This is a genomic window from Micromonospora sp. AP08, from assembly GCF_008085935.1.
Lineage (GTDB): Bacteria > Actinomycetota > Actinomycetes > Mycobacteriales > Micromonosporaceae > Micromonospora > Micromonospora chersina.
The window spans coordinates 1-15958 of sequence record NZ_VSEZ01000011.1 but is presented as its reverse complement, the minus strand read 5'-3'; the positions used below and the strand labels follow the sequence as shown (position 1 = coordinate 15958).

Below are 15958 nucleotides of genomic sequence, written 5' to 3'. Positions count from 1 at the left end.
GCTGACCCGAGAAGGGACGGCCTGGACCTGCTGCGATCGTCAGGGCCAGTGCGACGTGAAGATCCAGTCGAGGCCGTCCTCGCCGTGGCTGTCGAGGTGTTCGGCGCGATGGAGCCCCGCCCGCACAGCGACCCGCTGGGAGCCCGCGTTCCCGGGGCGGACCCGGGCGATGACCGGATGGTCGGGACCGTGCGCGGTGGCCCAACCGACGACGGCGGTGGCCGCCTCGGTGGCTATCCCCTTGCCCCAGGCGGCGGGGTCGAGGCGATAGAACAGGTTGAGGACCTCGCGGCGCCGCAACGCCATGACCTTCAGGCCGCAGAAGCCGAGGCGCTTCCCATCGGCATGGACGACCCCGTACCCGAAGCCCCAGCGCTGCCAGTGCTCATCCCACCGCTGGTATCGGTCCTCCGCCTCGGCGCGGGTGCTCAGCAGGTCGCTCGGGTTGTGGGCACAGGCTCGCGGGTCACTGTGGATGGCGTGGATCAGGTCGATGTCGGCGGGAGCGGGCCGGCGCAGCGACAGCCGTGCGGTCACCAACTCCTCGCCGCCGACACCTCCACCGTCCATCAGGCTGGGGTGAGGAGGCAGAACTCGTTGCCTTCCGGGTCGGCGAGGACCCGCCACGGGACATCCAGGTCGACGGCGGTGGCGCCGAGCGCCCGCAGTCTGGCCGCCTCGGCCTCCAGGTCGTCACCCGGGTACGGGCGGACGTCGAGGTGGACGCGGTTCCACCCGGTCTTCGCGTCGGGTGTGCGGACGAACCGCAGGTAGGGGCCGACGCCCTTGGCCGAGCGCAGCACCGCCTCGTGGTCGGTGACCTCGTGCGCGGTCCAATCCGTGGCCTCGCCCCAGAAGCGGGCCATGGCTCGCGGATCCGCGCAGTCGACCACCACGGCGGCGATCGGCCCGGTGTCCCGGTGGAGCGGGCGGGGGTCCAGCACGCAGAACTCGTTGCCCTCCGGGTCGGCCAGGACCGTCCATGGGACGTCACCCTGGCCCACGTCGGCGGGTGTCGCGCCGAGATCCTTCAGGCGCGTGACCACCTCCGCCTGGTGGGCCGCCGAGGTGGTGGCGAGGTCGACGTGGACGCGGTTCTTCACCGTCTTGGGTTCCGGGGAGACGACGAGGTCGATGCAGACGGCGACGGGGTCGGGGTAGACGAAGCCCTCGGGTTCGAGGTTGGTCACGCCGGGTTCCTCGCTGGAGACCTCCCAGCCGAGCACCTCGGCCCAGAAAGCGCCCAGCGCGGAGTCGTCCCGAGCCTTCATGTTGATCTGAACAAGCCGCGTTGCCATGCCGGCGATGTTAGGGCCCGTCGAGTCGGCGGTGGTGCCCGGACCGACCTAGAGCGTGATCCAGTAGCGCCGTACGCGGCCCAGTTCGGTGTCCCGGACGTCCTCGACGACGCCACCCTGGCGCTCGATCGTCCGGGCCGAGGCGACGTTCCCCTCCGCGCAGGTGACCAGCAGCCGGTCCAGGCCGATGCCGCGTGCCTCGTTGAGCATCCGGCCGAGCGCCCAGGTGGCCAGGCCCCGCCGCCGCGCCGACGGCCTGATGCCGTAGCCGATGTGGCCGCCGACGCGCAGCAGGAAGTCGTCGAGTTCGTGCCGCAAGGCGGTCCCGCCGAGCACCCGGTCGCCCTCGACGATCCATCGGTACGTGCACCGCACCCCGCCCGGATCCGGCGCCCGGTCCGCCTCGTCGTCCATCCGCGCCACCCAGGCGGCGAAGCCGGCGGGAGAGACCACCTCGTCGGCGGGGCGGAGCCCGAAGCCGTCCTCGTGGCGGCCGGGACCCCACTCGTGGTGCGCCGCCAGCCAGGCGGCGTGCAGCCGGACGGTGGGCGCGATCAGCTCAGGCATCCGGCGACGATAGCCCCGACCCGGGCTGGCCCCGGCGCTCGATCCCGCCGCGCCGCTCGTCTCCGCCAGTTCACGCCCGCGCGGTCGACCGCCGGACGTGGCGACGGCCGAACCACAGCGCCAGGGCGACCGCGGTGAGGCCGCCGGCGACCAGGCTGCCGACCCGGATGATCGGCCGGTAGCGCTGGATCACCGGCCCGAGGTCCGGCGGCCCGGGCTGCGTGTCCGACCGTGCACCGCCAGCGCTGATCTGGAAAACGCGGGTACGCCGGGGGACCCGGACCAGCACCTCGGCGCGATCGGACAGCCGCACCAGCCCCTGGCCCGCCCTCACGATGGGGAGCACGCCGTCCCAACCGACGATGTCGGGTGTGCCGTAGAACTCAAGCTCGTCGCGCAGCCCCGAGAGCCCGGGCCCCCACCTGAGGCACCTGCCCGGCTGCCCGGTGTCCGCCATCACCATGCACATGTCGTCTTCGGCCAGCACGCTCGTGCCGTACGGGCTCCACGCGGCATGGCCGGCCAGTTCGTCCACGCGCGTCGACCGCTCCCATATGACGCCCCGGTCCCGCTGGTAGGCGTAGAGGTCGCCGTGCCGTTGCACGACGATCGTCGAGCCATCCTGCGACAGCACCGCATCCACGGTCCGTGGGAGCGGCCCCGGCCCGAGCGGGACACTCCACCGAACAACGCCGGACGGCATGTCCACCACCCGGAGCTGCCCGGTGACCGGGTAGGCGGCCTCACCGCCGTCGAAATGAGCCAGCACGGCGTGCCGGCCGTCGGATGACCAGGCGAGCGGGGCGCCGGCGGGGAGCAGGCGGGTTCGGCCTGTCGTCACGTCGAGCAGTTGAGTGTGCTGCCCGTGGCCGGTCATCAGGTATCTGCCGTCCGGAGACAGCTCCACGGCACCGGTCCACGGTTCGTCGGAGTCCGCGGGGTCGAAGATCCGGTAGCGGTTTCCCGGACCGACCAGGGTCAGCGGCGCGAACGACCGGACGAACTTGAGTTCGCCGTTCTTGTCCTCGGCCACGTACGTGCCGTCCGACGTGCTGAGGCCGAAGACCGCCAAGGCGCGGTCCAACGGGGCGTGCCGGATGTCGGCGGTCCACCTCGGGGCTACCCGAACCTGCTCCGGCAGGGCACTGACGCCCGCACTCGCCGGCGATGGGGGAATGAGCTGGAGGACGGCCCCCGCCACTGCGAGCACCGCGCACAGAGCGACCAGCGTCCGCCCTACCGTACGACGGGTCGCCCCGACCGGGATCTCGGCCGCTGTTGCGCTCACGGCATCTCCTTGCCATCGGACCCCGGCCCGACCGGCCGGCGGGAAAATCGGGCCGGCCTGGCCTGCTCCCGCGAGGGGCACGCCACCGCTCGGTCCGCCGGATGATCATCACCTGCCCGGCCCTGTAGCACCAGCCCCAGTCGGCGGCCGGCCCGGGAGACGCAGGTGCGCGACCAGCTCCTGACCGGCCGGGTCGTCGGGAACCTGGCGCGCGGGCCGGCTCAGCCCTGGGCCGGGACGAGGATCCGTTCGTGCAGGGCGTCCCGGCAGCGCAGAAGCCGCACGGTGATCTCGTCGAACAGCGCGGGACGCCGAACGTCACCCCGCGCGCAGGGCGTCGTCCACTCCGGTCTCCCGGCGGCCCAGGTGCACGGGATCGCGACCGGAGACCACGTCCACCGCGGCCTTCACGCAGGCGCCGTACTCCCGGGTGGCGCTGACCCGCCAGCGATCGGCGTACCGGCGGGCGGTGTCGTCGCCCACGCCGTTGGCCGCCACGCCGAGGTGCCGGCAGAGCGCCACGGCGCGGGGCAGGTGGAAGGACTGGGTCACCACGGTGGCCCGCTCCACACCGAAGACGCGCCGGGCCCGCGCGCAGGAGTCGTAGGTGTCGAAGCCGGCGTGGTCCAGCACCACCTTCTCCGCCGGCACGCCCCGGCCGACCAGCCAGCGCCGCATCGCGTCGGGCTCGTCGTAGTCGTAGTTCATGTGGTCGCCGGAGACCAGGATGACCCGGACCTTGCCGGCGGTGTAGAGCCGCTGGGCGATCTCCAGCCGGGCGGCGAGGAACGGCGAGGGTGTGCCGTCGGCCTCCACCTTGGTGCCCAGGACCAGGGCGACCGGGGCTTCCGGCACGTCGGCCTCGGCGAACAGGTGCCCCTCGGCGCCGCCGCGGACCCACACCACGCACGCCGCGGTGCCGGCGGCCAGCAGCGCCGCGCCGGCGACGACCACCACCAGGGCACGGCGGATCCGGCGTACGGTCGGTCTGCGGCTGGTGCGCCACTCCCTGACCCTTGCGAACAGCCCCCGCATGCGGGCGATTCTGTCAGGCGGCGGCGAGCACCGGGTTCCCGCGGCAGGAGGTGAATGAGGATGGGGAAGCGGCATCCCGTGCTCGCGCGGCTCGACGTGCTCGTCGGCCGGTGGAGCGTGCAGCCCGAGGTCGAGGGCCTCGGCGTCGGCTGGACGGAGTTCGCCTGGGTCGAGGACGGCCGGTTCCTCCGCCAGTTCAGCGACGCGGAGCCGGTGCCGGAGTCGGCGCCGCGGGCCTGGCGGGAGAACAACCCCCTCCCCACCACCCAGCTCATCGGCCTGGACGACGCGGGGGAGGAGCTCACGGTGCTCTACGCCGACGCCCGCGGGGTGCACCGGGTCTACCGGATGACGTTCGGCGACGGCCAGTGGCGGATGTGGCGGGCGGCGCCCGGCTTCCACCAGCGGTTCACCGGGACGCTGCGCGAGGACGGCGCCGCGATCGACGCCCGCTGGGAGCGGTCCGAGGACGGTGCCGACTGGGCGCTCGACTTCCGGTTGGCCTACCGGCGCTGACCTCTGTCCTCCCGGCCCGGGTCACCGCGCGGCGCGGGCGAGGACGATCAGCTCTCCGTCGTCGCTCGCGCCGGCCGGTTCCCCGGCCCAGCCGCCGAGCACCCGATCGACGGTGAAACCCGCCCCGGCCAGGGCGGCCCGCAGCTCCGCCTCGGTGCGGAAGCGCAGCGTCCCGGGGCTGCGCATCTCCGTGCCGTCGGGCAGCAGGTAGTGGTGCAGGAAGCCGACCAGGCCGTCGCGGACCTCGGTCAGCTCGGTCCAGGCGTCCACGGTCGTACCGTCGGGCAGGCTGAGCCGGCGGCGGGAGTCGGCGGGGTTCCAGCGCTCCCAGCGTCGGGCGGCCGGATCGCGCGAGTCGAAGGCCAGCCGGCCGCCGTCGACCAGGGCCCGGCGCAGATGCCGGAGGGTGTCCGCCCACGCCGTGTCGTCGCGGATCTCCTGCGCCACGTGGCTGGTCAGCACGGCCACGCCGTACGCCGCGTCGGGCAGGTCCCCGGCGGTGCCGGAGATCCAGGTGACCCGGTCGCCGCCGGGCTTGGTCCGGGCCGCGGCGAGCGAGCCGGGATCCGGGTCGACGCCGGTGACCCGGTGACCGGCGGCGGCCAGGGCCAGGGCGAGCCGGCCGGTGCCGCAGCCGAGGTCGAGGACGCGGCTCGGCGCCGCGCCGACGAAGCGCAGGAAGAAGTCGTCGTCGCGCCCCCACGCGTTCTCCGCGTCGTAGAGCGCCGCCGGCAGGTCGGCCGGCACGTCAGGAGATGTGGTGGAGGATGACGTTGTGCACGTGGTGGGCCTTCTGCGCGCCCCGGAACTCCACCTCGTAGGTGTGCGTGCCGACGTGGACGGCGATCGCCCCGGTGGAGAAGAACGAGCCGCCCCACGACTTGTTGCTCACCACGCTCACGCTGGTGATCTTCGCGTACGGGATGCTGGTGATGGCGTACCGCTTCCCGACGAAGGAGCGGTCCTGGATGATCACCCGGCGGTCGGTCAGGCCGATGAACCCGGTGCCCGTGCCGATGGCGTCGTAGACGGCGATGATCTGCTCCCCGGGCAGGAGCCCGCTCTGGATCTGCTGGAACTGTTCCCTGCGGTCGTACGTCGGGTCGGCCATGTCCCCGACGGTAGGCGGGGCGCGCCAGCCGGCCGGGGGCCCGGTGAACGACGGCAGCCCCGTCCTCGTGGACGGGGCTGCTGCCGGAGGCGTGGGTCAGTGGTCGACGCGCGGGTCGTGGTCGCGGCTGCGGCTGCCGGCCTTGGCCAGGCCGCGGCTGATCAGGTATCCGACGGTCAGCAGGGTGATGTACCACCAGGCCTTGTCGGCGGCGAAGTAGTCGCCACCGTTGTTCGAGGCGCCGTCGCCGACGGCGTTCGAGGCGATCAGGACGCCGACGACGGAGAGCAGATAGACGGCCAGCTCCGTGGTCTTCCAGGCCGGCTTGGTCTCCTCCCCGCGCCGGTGCAGGTGCCGCACGTCGCGGTCGACGTGGTCGGTGTGCACGTGGTCGGTTGCCCGGTTCGTGGCCGCGATGGGCGTCGTCATGGTCAGCTCCTAAAGGGGTTATCGCACATTCCGTCGCTTTTCGGGGACCTTGCGGTTCCCTGTCGCGGAAGTCCTACCCAGACGGATTTAGTTGCTAACCGGAAACTTTCAGGGACTTTCCAGACTCACGGTGCGGTGACCGCCCGGACCGCGTCCTCGATGCGCGCGGCCAGCAGCACCTCACCCTCGGTGAGCGGCTCGCCGTCGCCGTGGCCCACCTTGATCTGGGTGCGATCGGCCCGGCGGCTGATCTCCGGGCGCAGGCGCAGCGCGTCGGCCACCACCGCCACCCGCTCGGTGAGCGCGGCGTGCTGGGTGTCGTCGAGCACGAGCGTGCGTCGGATCTGTTCGCCTTCGCGGGTCCAACCGGACAGCAGGGCGAGCGCGTCGCTGAGGTAGTCGTGCTTCGCCCGGCCGTTGAACAGCACGCGCATCACCGCACCTCCCAGGCGTCGTTGCCGGCTTGTGGCCAAATCGTCGCCATCCCGTGTCCCAGTCGACGCCCTCTAGTCTGTCGTCGCACTGATGGTGTGTCCACGCCCACACTTCCGTGTTCTGCTGACCTGACGGCCGACTCAGCTACCCAAACCGCCGATTGATCTGGCACGCTGGACGCCCGTGCGGACCGAACGGGTTAGCGGTAACGGGCAGGACCGGCGGGAGCCGAGAGTGGTCGTCGGCGCGGCGATCATCATGGACGGCAGGGTCCTCGCCTGCGCGCGCTCCGCGCCACCCGAGGTGGCCGGTCGCTGGGAGTTCCCCGGCGGCAAGGTGGAGCCGGGAGAGGTCGAGACCGACGCGCTGGTCCGTGAATGCGCCGAGGAACTCGGCGTCCGCGTGGAGATCGGTGACCGGCTCGGCCGGGACGTACGGATGGCGCACGGCCGTTCCGTCCTCCGGGTGTACCTGGCCCGCCTGCTCGACGGTGACGAGCCCAAGGCCCTGGAGCACTCCGAACTGCGCTGGCTCTCCGCCGCCGAACTCGACACCGTCCCCTGGCTGCCCGCCGACGTGCCGATCGTCGCCGCCCTGCGCCCGCTGCTCGCCGGCGCCTGAGCCGGAAGCGGACGCGGGGGCGGAAACGGGACGGGGGCCGGCGGCATGTGCCGCGGCCCCCGTCATCGTTGTCGGCGTGCTGCTCAGTGCTTCGGCTCGTCCTGCTGCGGGTGGGCGAAGTTCAGGTGCTCCGGCGGCAGCGGGAAGGCCACGTCGTCGCCGAACGGCGACGGCGCGGCGGCCCGGTCGAAGGTCAGTTCGGTCAGCGGCAGCTTGCCGTTGACGTCGACCGCGGGGGCGGTCGGGTGCGGCACCTCGCGGTGCCAGTTGACGCCCTGCTGCGCCTGCCGCTCGGCCACCGCGTCGTGCGAGCCGCCGGCGTGCGAGTGCACCCCGCCGTGGGCGGCGCTGGCGGTCACGGCGCCGCTCGAATGCCCGCTGGTCACGCTGGTCTGAGGCACCTGACCCCTCCGGAAGATCTTGCTACCAAGCCACACAAGGGGATCGTACCTGCGGTCGACGACCCGCTCCTTCATGGGGATGATCCCGTTGTCAGTGATCTTGATGTGCTCGGGGCAGACCTCGGTGCAGCACTTGGTGATGTTGCAGAAGCCGAGACCCATCTCCGACTGCGCGTACTCCTTGCGGTCGGTCTTCGCGTCGAGCGGGTGCATGTCCAGCTCGGCGGCCCGGATGAAGAACCGGGGACCGGAGAACGCCTGCTTGTTCTCCTCGTGGTCGCGGATCACGTGGCAGACGTTCTGGCAGAGGAAGCACTCGATGCACTTGCGGAACTCCTGCGAGCGCTCGACGTCCACCTGCTGCATCCGGTAGTCGCCGGGGGCCACGTCGGCCGGCGGCGCGAACGCCGGGGTCTCCCGCGCCTTCTCGTAGTTGAACGAGACGTCGGTGACCAGGTCCCGGATGACCGGGAAGGTGCGCAGCGGCGTGACCGTGACGGTCTCGCCCTCCTCGAAGGTCGACATCCGGGTCATGCAGCTCAGCCGCGGCTTGCCGTTGATCTCCATGGAGCAGGAGCCGCACTTGCCGGCCTTGCAGTTCCACCGGCACGCCAGGTCGGGCGCGTCGGTGGCCTGGAGTCGGTGGATCACGTCGAGGACGACCTCGCCCTCGTTCACCTCGACCGTGTAGTCGCGCAGCTCGCCGCCGGTCTCGTCGCCCCGCCAGATGCGGAACGGCCTCTTCGCGGCCGGCTTGCCGGCCGCCTGCGTCTCGTCAGTTCCCATTCGTCAGCGCTCTTCCTTCGCGAGGGCGTCGAACTCGGCGAGTTCCTCGTCGGTCAGGTACTTGGCCAGCTCGGCCCGGTCGAACAGGGAGATCAGCTCCGGGCGCATCTTCGGCAGCGGCTTCTGGGTCAGCCGGACCGCGTCGCCGTCGAGCGAGCAGACCAGGTTGACCCGCCGCCACTTCGGGTCCATGCCCGGGTAGTCCTCCCGGGTGTGCCCGCCGCGCGACTCCTGCCGCTCCAGCGCCGCCTTCGCGGTGCACTCCGAGACGACCAGCATGTTCCGCAGGTCCAGCGCGAGGTGCCAGCCCGGGTTGTAGCGGCGGCCGCCGGCCGCGCTCACCTTGGCCACCCGCTCGCGCAGCTCGGCCAGCTTGGCCAGCGCGTCGACCAGTTCGCCCTCCCGGCGGATGATGCCGACCAGTTCGCCCATCACCGCCTGGAGGTCCTGCTGCAGGGTGTACGGGCTCTCGCCGGTGTCCCGCTGGAGCGGGGCCAGCGCCGTCTCCACCGCGGCCTCCACCGCCCGCACCGACACCGCCGGGCGCGAGGTGAGCTGGTCGGCGTACGAGGCGGCGTGGCCGCCCGCCCGCTTGCCGAAGACCAGCAGGTCGGACAGGGAGTTGCCGCCGAGCCGGTTGGAGCCGTGCATGCCGCCGGAGACCTCGCCGGCGGCGAAGAGCCCGCGCACGGTGCCGTACGCCGCGCCGGAGTCCGGGTCCACCTCGACGCCGCCCATCACGTAGTGGCAGGTCGGGCCGACCTCCATGGGCTCCTTCGTGATGTCGACGTCGGCCAGCTCCTTGAACTGGTGGTACATCGAGGGCAGCCGGCGGCGGATCTCCTCGGCCGGCAGCCGGGAGGCGATGTCCAGGAAGACGCCGCCGGCCGGCGTACCCCGACCGGCCTTGACCTCGCTGTTGATGGCGCGCGCGACCTCGTCGCGGGGGAGCAGCTCCGGCGGGCGCCGGTTGTTGTCCGGGTCCTTGTACCAGCGGTCCGCCTCTGCCTCGTTGTCCGCGTACTGCTTGCGGAACACGTCCGGGACGTAGTCGAACATGAACCGCTTGCCCTCGGAGTTCTTGAGGACGCCGCCGTCGCCGCGGACCGACTCGGTGACCAGGATGCCCTTCACCGAGGGCGGCCAGACCATGCCGGTCGGGTGGAACTGGAGGAACTCCATGTTGATCAGGGTTGCGCCGGCGCGCAGCGCGAGGGCGTGACCGTCCCCGGTGTACTCCCAGGAGTTCGACGTGACCTTGTAGGAGCGGCCGACGCCGCCGGTCGCGAGGACCACGGCGGGCGCCTCGAAGAGGATGAACTCGCCGGACTCGCGGTAGTAGCCGAAGGCACCGGCCACCCGGTCGTTGTCGAGCAGCAGCTCGGTGATGGTGGTCTCGGAGAAGACCCGGATCCGGGCCTCGTAGTCGCCGAACTCCCGCTTGTCCTCCTGCTGGAGGGAGACGATCTTCTGCTGGAGGGTGCGGATCAGCTCCAGGCCGGTCCGGTCGCCGACGTGCGCCAGGCGCGGGTACTCGTGGCCGCCGAAGTTGCGCTGGGAGATCTTCCCGTCCTTCGTGCGGTCGAAGAGCGCCCCGTACGTCTCCAGCTCCCAGATCCGCTGCGGCGACTCCTTCGCGTGCAGTTCGGCCATCCGGAAGTTGTTGAGGAACTTGCCGCCGCGCATGGTGTCCCGGAAGTGCACCTGCCAGTTGTCCCGGGAGTTCACGTTGCCCATGGCGGCCGCCGCGCCGCCCTCGGCCATCACGGTGTGCGCCTTGCCGAACAGCGACTTCGAGATGATCGCGGTCTTCTTGCCGGCCAACCGGGCCTCGATCGCCGCGCGCAGGCCGGCGCCGCCGGCCCCGATCACGACGACGTCGTAGTGGTGTCGTTCGATTCGCGTCTCAGTCATGTCCAGGCTCTCAGTTGATGAACCGCAGGTCGTTGAACCAGCCGGCCGCCACCGCCATGACGTAGAAGTCGGTCAGCGCCAGGGTGCCGAGGGTGATCCAGGCGAGCTGCATGTGCCGGACGTTCAGCCAGGACACGCCGGTCCAGGCCCGGTAGCGCAGCGGGTGCTTGGAGAAGTGCTTGAGCCGCCCGCCGATGATGTGCCGGCAGGAGTGGCAGGAGATCGTGTACGCCCAGAGCATCACCACGTTGACCAGCAGGACGAGGTTCCCCAGGCCGAAGCCGAAGCCCTTCGGCGAGTGGAACGCGTAGATGGCGTCGTAGGTGTTGATCAGCGAGATGATCGCGGCGGCGTAGAAGAAGTAGCGGTGCAGGTTCTGGCCGAGCAGCGGGAACCGGGTCTCCCCGCCGTACGCCTGGTGCCCGTCCGGCACGGCGCAGGCCGGCGGCGACAGCCAGAACGACCGGTAGTACGCCTTGCGGTAGTAGTAGCAGGTGAGCCGGAACAGCAGCAGGAACGGCAGGGTCAGCGCGGCGTCCGGGATGATCCACCAGCCCGGCAGGAAGCTGCCGAAGTGCGAGGAGCCCTCGACGCACCGCTCGGTGACGCAGGGGGAGTAGAACGGCGTCAGGTAGTGGTACTGGTCCACCCAGTACCACTTGTGCATGAAGACCCGGACCGTCGCGTAGATGACCCAGGCGCTGAGCCCGACGACGGTGATCAGTGGCGCGAACCACCAGCGGTCGGTCCGCAACGTCTTGGCCGCTATCGCGGCGCGTGCCCGCGCCCCTCGCGGCTGCGATATCGGCGTGGTGGCCGACGGTGATGTCATTCGAGTCGTCTCCCTGACGGCGCCCTTCGCGAGGGCGGCGGATCACACCTTCCATACCGGTCAGCGGACCGGCGAGACCGCGTCCACTGCCACGTCTTGCGCACGCACAGGCCGCACCGGCGAACCGGCGCAACTAAGTGACACACGTTACGCCGATCTTCGCGGCGCGGCCGCGCAACGCAGTGTCCCGTGTGTCCGGGAGGTTGGAAAGACCCGAACCAAGATCAATATCTTGAGCCGTCAGCCGGAGGCGCCACCGGTGAAGTTCCAGGACGCCAGCCGGAGCGCCGGAGCCTCCCACCAGGAGCCGTCCACCCGGTCCGGTTGGCGGACCGGCGCCCGCCCGAGGCCGAGCACCCGGCCCGGACCCAACGCCCGCGGGTACGACTCGGTGAACCGGAAGTCCCGCACCGCCCGGGTGGGCACCCCGTCCTCCACCAGCCACACACCGTTGCGGGTCAGCCCGGTGACGACCAGTTGCTTCGGATCGAGCACCCGGGTGTACCAGAAATCGCTGACCAGCAGCCCCCGTGCCATCCCGGCGACCAGCGCGGCGGTGTCCGGGTCGGCCACCGCGCCGGTCACCCCGGCGCTGAGCTGCCCGGCGGCCACCCCCGTCGGGCCGTCGGTCGGCAGCAGGCGGAGGTTGTGCGGCAGCGGGCCGAAGGTCGACGCGCCGACCATCCCGTGCCCGGTGGACCCGGTGCCCGCCTCGGCGCCGCTGCGCCGGTCGTGCGCCACCGCGCGGGTGGTGCCCGCCTCGACCAGCGGCAGCGCCCGCCGGGGAGTGCCCTCCAGGTCGTACGGCAGCCCGGAGGCGTGCAGCGGGTCGTCCACCAGGGTCACCGCCGGATCGAACTGGGCGGCGCCCGGCTCGGCGAAGGACTGCCGCTCGGCGTACCGCTTGCCGTTGAAGCCGTACCAGGCGAGGTTCTGGAGGAGGTCGGCCACGGCGGCGGGTTCGAGCACCACCTCGTAGCGGCCCGGGGGCAGCTCGACCGGGTCGGCGGCGGCCCGCGCCTTCGCCGCCGCCCGGGCGCCCAGGGCCCCGCCGTCGAGGTCGGCGAGACGGTCGGCGCACTGCCGGGCCACCCCGTCGGCGCCGCCGGCCCGGGCGATGCCGTCCATGGCGGCCTCGGCCGCCCGCCCCACCGCGGAGTGCCCGGCCGAGTTGGCGAACGCCCCGGACCGGTACGCCGTCCGGCAGTAGCCGGCCGCCTCCAGCCCGTCGACCGCGTCCACGAAGGCGCGTACCCGGGCGGCCCGCTCGTCGGGCGAGGCGGCCGCGGTGGCCTCGTCGACGGCCGCGCCGGACGGGACCGGCGCGGGCGGGGTGAGCCCCGGCCAGGCCGGGTCCGGCGGGCAGAGCCGCGCCGCGGCCAGGGTCCGCTCGACCAGCGCGGTCAACCCGTCGGCGTCGACCAGGCTGCCGCTGCCCGCGGCCGTCCGGCCGTCGGCGTGCAGCCGGAGCCGGACCGTGGTGCCCGACTCGGCGACGTTCTGGTGGATGAACGAGTTGGCGAACCGGGTCAGCGCCAGGTCGGCCCGGGTCACCACCACCTCGGCCTCGGCGCCCGGCCCGGCCAGCCGCCGGACCAGCTCCACCACCCGGCCGGCGAGGTCCACCTCGGTCATGCCCGCACCCCCACCCGGACGTTGCGGAAGCGGGCCGGTGCGGCCGGATGGCCCGTGTGCCCGGTCTGGCCGGGCTGCCCCTTGCCGCAGTTCGGCGTGCCCCACGGCACGGTCTCCGACGAGAGCATGTCCATGGAGCGCCAGAACACCGGCCCGATCCCGGTGTAGGTCGGGTTGCGCAGCATCCGCCCCCGCCGGCCCTTCTTCACCTCCCAGCCGACCTCGCAGCCGAACTGGAAGTTGAGCCGCTTGTCGTCGATCGACCAGGACCGGTTGACGTCCATGAGCACCCCGTCGTCGGTGGCGGCGATGATCTCGTCGAGCGTGTGCGGGCCCGGCTCCAGGCCCACGTTGGTCATCCGCACCATGGGCAGCCGGGCCCAGCCGTCCGCCCGTACGCTGCCGCCGTAGTCGAGGCCCGCGACGGCGGCCGAGTCACGGCCGGCGAGCACCCCCACCCAGCGCCCCTCGCGGACCGCGTCCCGCCTGGCCGCCGGGGAGCCCTCGTCGTCGAAGCCGAAGCTGCCCAGCGCGCCGGGGATCGTCGGGTCGATGGTGATGTTCATGAGCTCCGAGCCGTACCGCAGTGTGCCGAGCCGGCTCAGGTCCAGCCAGGACGTGCCGGCGAAGGCGGCCTCCCAGCCGAGGATGCGGTCCAGCTCGATGGCGTGCCCGACCGACTCGTGGATCTGGAGGGCGAGCTGCTCGCCGCCGAGGATGAGGTCGGTCTCGCCGGACGGGCACTCCGGGGCGGTGAGCAGCTCCCGGGACTCCTCGGCGATCCGGGCGGCGTGTGCGGCCAGGTCGAGCGACGTGACCAGCTCCCAGCCGGTGGTGCCGTACTGCCCGCGGTAGCTCGGATAGGAGCGGCGCTGGGTCTCGCCGTCGCCGATCGAGGTGGCCGAGATGCCGCCGCCGCACTCCCGGATGCGCTGGTCGATGCGGTGCCCCTCGCTGGAGACGAACCACTTGGTGGTGTCCCAGATCTGGTAGAGCCCCTCGGCGAGGTCGGCGCCGTGCTCCCGCATCGTCGCGGTGGCGCGTACCAGCAGGTCGCCCTTGTCGGTGAGCGGCACGCCGAGCGGGTCGACGTCGCAGGCCGAGGCCCAGCTCGCCACCGTCGCCTCGACCGCGACCAGGTCGATCGGCGGGCCGGGGACCCGCGCGCTCGCGGTGGCGATCGCCGCGGCGCGCCGGCCGGCGTCGCGCGCCGCGGCGTCCGACAGCTCGGGTACGGCGTGGAAGCCCCAGCTCGACCCGACCAGGGCGCGGACGCCCAGCCCGATGCTCTCGTCCTGGGTCAGCTCCTCGATGTCCCCGTTGCGGGCCGACATCGACTCGTAGCGGCGGTGCATCACCCGCGCGTCCGCGTACCGGGCTCCCGCGTCGAGGGCGGCCTGGACGGCGGCGCTCGCCGCGTCGAATCCCGTCATGCGCCCGACCCTAGGCGAGCCCACCGACACGCGTCAGCCGAGCAGTTCCCCAGGGCGGATCGTCGCCCGAACGGGATCGGTCAGTTCCAGCACCTCGCCCGCCTTCGTGACGGACCGCTCGACGTAGTACCCGCCCTGCCGCTGGTAGAGGTGCATGGTCAGGGTCTCCTCCTCTATCAGCAGGTACCACTGGATGCCAGCATCGGCATAGCACTGGAGCTTGAGGAGGCTGTCGATGAGGAAGGTGTGTGGCGCGGCGACCTCGGCCACCATCAGCACCTCCGCGGCCGGCACGCTGAGTGCGTCGAAGTCACTGACGGCGGCGACCACGAGATCCGGATTCAGGATGCGCCGTCCGCCGAGGCGAAGATTGATCATCGGCAGGATGTCGAAACCTCCCGCTCTTGCCCCGGCTGCCAGCGAGTCCGCCAGCCCGCCCACCAGCACCTGGTGCCGCAGGCTTGCGGGCGGTCCGATCAGCAGACCCCCGTCGAGCAGTTCGACGCGCGGGACCGTCTCGCCGAGCGCCAGGTAGTCCTGTTCGGTCCAGGGCGCCGTGCGATCCAGTAGGCGGCGTGGAATCACCGCTTCAGTCAACCGGGCGGGTGCAGCGTTGGACTCGATCCGGTCCGGCGTGTCCTCCAACGGTGGCGGTAAATGTCCCAGGTGAGGGCTGTTCAGGTCGGAAACCTAGTCGTTACGCTCAGGCCGCTGACAGGCCGCCGCTTGTAGCTTATTTTCGCCTCCAGGAGTTTGCTGTAGGTTCTCTTCACCACTGAGGGAGGCGGTCATGGGCAGGTCGGAGTCGGTGCCGTCCGGGGAGCCGGACCGTCCCGAGGTGCCGGAGCAGCGCTCCGGCGAGGGCCCCTATCTCCAGGTCACGGACCTGCGGGTGCGGTTCGACACCGAGGACGGCGTGGTGAAGGCCGTCGACGGGGTGTCGTTCGCCGTCGAGCGGGGTCGGACCCTCGGCATCGTGGGGGAGTCGGGGTCGGGCAAGAGCGTCACGTCGCTGGCGATCCTCGGGCTGCACAACGCCAAGCGGACCACCATCACCGGGGAGATCTCGGTGGGTGGTCGTCAGGTGGTGGGGCTGCCGGAGGAGGAGGTGCGGCGGCTGCGGGGCCGGGACATGGCGATGATCTTCCAGGACCCGTTGTCGGCCCTGCACCCCTACTACACCGTCGGGAAGCAGATCGCCGAGGCGTACCGGGTGCACCACCCGAAGGCGGGGAAGCGGGAGGCCCGCACCCGGGCGGTGGACATGCTGGGTCGGGTGGGGATCCCGCAGCCGGGGAAGCGGTTCGACCAGTATCCGCATGAGTTCTCCGGGGGTATGCGGCAGCGGGCGATGATCGCGATGGCGCTGGTCAACGATCCGGACCTGTTGATCGCGGACGAGCCGACCACGGCGTTGGATGTGACGGTGCAGGCGCAGATCCTGGACCTGCTCAGTGATCTTCAGGCGGAGTTCCGGTCGGCGATCATCCTGATCACCCACGACCTGGGTGTGGTGTCGCAGGTGGCCGATGACGTCCTCGTCATGTACGGGGGGCGGGCGGTCGAGCACGGGAGTGTGGAGCAGGTGTTGCGGCGGCCGCAGCATCCGTACACGTGGGGGTTGTTGTCGAGCGTGCCGTCGCTGCACGGTGACGCC

18 protein-coding genes are annotated in these 15958 nt (G+C 71.9%); 3 read left to right on the top strand and 15 right to left on the bottom strand.

Annotation, left to right across the window (positions count from 1 at the left end; all coding sequences use genetic code 11):
* Positions 1-39 precede the first annotated feature (39 nt).
* The 5 genes from FXF50_RS19230 to FXF50_RS19210 form a co-directional block, all read right to left on the bottom strand.
* Positions 40-570 carry a GNAT family N-acetyltransferase gene (locus tag FXF50_RS19230; protein WP_148429801.1) on the bottom strand — a complete coding sequence of 177 codons (531 nt, stop codon included), beginning with the start codon at positions 568-570 and terminating at the stop codon, positions 40-42.
* A complete protein-coding gene (locus FXF50_RS19225) occupies positions 570-1298 on the bottom strand; it encodes a VOC family protein (protein WP_148429798.1) in 729 nt (242 codons plus the stop codon). The genes FXF50_RS19230 and FXF50_RS19225 overlap by 1 nt, the downstream gene beginning before the upstream one ends.
* A gap of 48 nt (positions 1299-1346) precedes the next feature.
* Positions 1347-1865: a GNAT family N-acetyltransferase gene (locus FXF50_RS19220; RefSeq protein WP_148429795.1), complete on the bottom strand. Its 519-nt coding sequence runs from the start codon at positions 1863-1865 to the stop codon at positions 1347-1349.
* A 70-nt stretch (positions 1866-1935) separates the two neighbouring features.
* Positions 1936-2937 (bottom strand): hypothetical protein, encoded by a 1002-nt coding sequence (locus FXF50_RS19215; protein ID WP_148429793.1) that lies wholly within the window; start codon positions 2935-2937, stop codon positions 1936-1938.
* A 534-nt stretch (positions 2938-3471) separates the two neighbouring features.
* Positions 3472-4188 (bottom strand): vancomycin high temperature exclusion protein, encoded by a 717-nt coding sequence (locus FXF50_RS19210; RefSeq protein ID WP_148429791.1) that lies wholly within the window; start codon positions 4186-4188, stop codon positions 3472-3474.
* Positions 4189-4248: 60 nt separating this feature from the next.
* Here FXF50_RS19210 and FXF50_RS19205 point away from each other — a divergent pair, with 60 nt between their 5' ends.
* Positions 4249-4704 (top strand): hypothetical protein, encoded by a 456-nt coding sequence (locus tag FXF50_RS19205; protein ID WP_222866078.1) that lies wholly within the window; start codon positions 4249-4251, stop codon positions 4702-4704.
* A gap of 21 nt (positions 4705-4725) precedes the next feature.
* On the opposite strand, the gene FXF50_RS19200 is transcribed toward FXF50_RS19205, so the two are convergent.
* The 4 genes from FXF50_RS19200 to FXF50_RS19185 form a co-directional block, all read right to left on the bottom strand.
* Positions 4726-5451 carry a bifunctional 2-polyprenyl-6-hydroxyphenol methylase/3-demethylubiquinol 3-O-methyltransferase UbiG gene (locus tag FXF50_RS19200; RefSeq protein ID WP_148429787.1) on the bottom strand — a complete coding sequence of 242 codons (726 nt, stop codon included), beginning with the start codon at positions 5449-5451 and terminating at the stop codon, positions 4726-4728.
* Between the two features lies 1 nt (position 5452).
* The gene (locus FXF50_RS19195) at positions 5453-5815 is read right to left on the bottom strand and encodes a PH domain-containing protein (protein ID WP_091318309.1); all 363 of its coding nucleotides are present in this window, start codon (positions 5813-5815) and stop codon (positions 5453-5455) included.
* Between the two features lie 96 nt (positions 5816-5911).
* The gene (locus FXF50_RS19190) at positions 5912-6244 is read right to left on the bottom strand and encodes a hypothetical protein (protein WP_187399733.1); all 333 of its coding nucleotides are present in this window, start codon (positions 6242-6244) and stop codon (positions 5912-5914) included.
* A gap of 125 nt (positions 6245-6369) precedes the next feature.
* Positions 6370-6678: a 4a-hydroxytetrahydrobiopterin dehydratase gene (locus FXF50_RS19185; protein WP_148429785.1), complete on the bottom strand. Its 309-nt coding sequence runs from the start codon at positions 6676-6678 to the stop codon at positions 6370-6372.
* Positions 6679-6862: 184 nt separating this feature from the next.
* On the opposite strand from FXF50_RS19185, the gene FXF50_RS19180 reads away from it, so the two are divergent.
* Positions 6863-7300 carry a (deoxy)nucleoside triphosphate pyrophosphohydrolase gene (locus FXF50_RS19180; protein ID WP_255510115.1) on the top strand — a complete coding sequence of 146 codons (438 nt, stop codon included), beginning with the start codon at positions 6863-6865 and terminating at the stop codon, positions 7298-7300.
* Between the two features lie 83 nt (positions 7301-7383).
* On the opposite strand, the gene FXF50_RS19175 is transcribed toward FXF50_RS19180, so the two are convergent.
* The 6 genes from FXF50_RS19175 to FXF50_RS19150 form a co-directional block, all read right to left on the bottom strand.
* On the bottom strand, positions 7384-8487 hold the full coding sequence (locus FXF50_RS19175; RefSeq protein ID WP_148429780.1) for a succinate dehydrogenase/fumarate reductase iron-sulfur subunit: 1104 nt from the start codon (positions 8485-8487) through the stop codon (positions 7384-7386).
* Positions 8488-8490: 3 nt separating this feature from the next.
* A complete protein-coding gene (locus FXF50_RS19170; protein ID WP_148429778.1) occupies positions 8491-10401 on the bottom strand; it encodes a fumarate reductase/succinate dehydrogenase flavoprotein subunit in 1911 nt (636 codons plus the stop codon).
* 10 nt (positions 10402-10411) lie between these two features.
* A complete protein-coding gene (locus tag FXF50_RS19165) occupies positions 10412-11233 on the bottom strand; it encodes a hypothetical protein (RefSeq protein ID WP_148429775.1) in 822 nt (273 codons plus the stop codon).
* Between the two features lie 240 nt (positions 11234-11473).
* The gene (locus tag FXF50_RS19160) at positions 11474-12868 is read right to left on the bottom strand and encodes a TldD/PmbA family protein (protein ID WP_148429772.1); all 1395 of its coding nucleotides are present in this window, start codon (positions 12866-12868) and stop codon (positions 11474-11476) included.
* Positions 12865-14301: a TldD/PmbA family protein gene (locus FXF50_RS19155; RefSeq protein WP_148429769.1), complete on the bottom strand. Its 1437-nt coding sequence runs from the start codon at positions 14299-14301 to the stop codon at positions 12865-12867. Before FXF50_RS19155 ends, FXF50_RS19160 begins: the two co-directional genes overlap by 4 nt.
* 33 nt (positions 14302-14334) lie before the next feature.
* A complete protein-coding gene (locus FXF50_RS19150) occupies positions 14335-14946 on the bottom strand; it encodes a Uma2 family endonuclease (protein ID WP_255510114.1) in 612 nt (203 codons plus the stop codon).
* Positions 14947-15091: 145 nt separating this feature from the next.
* Between FXF50_RS19150 and FXF50_RS19145 the strand changes: the two genes are divergently transcribed.
* On the top strand, positions 15092-15958 hold an 867-nt coding region (locus FXF50_RS19145; protein WP_148429767.1), incomplete at its 3' end, for an ABC transporter ATP-binding protein.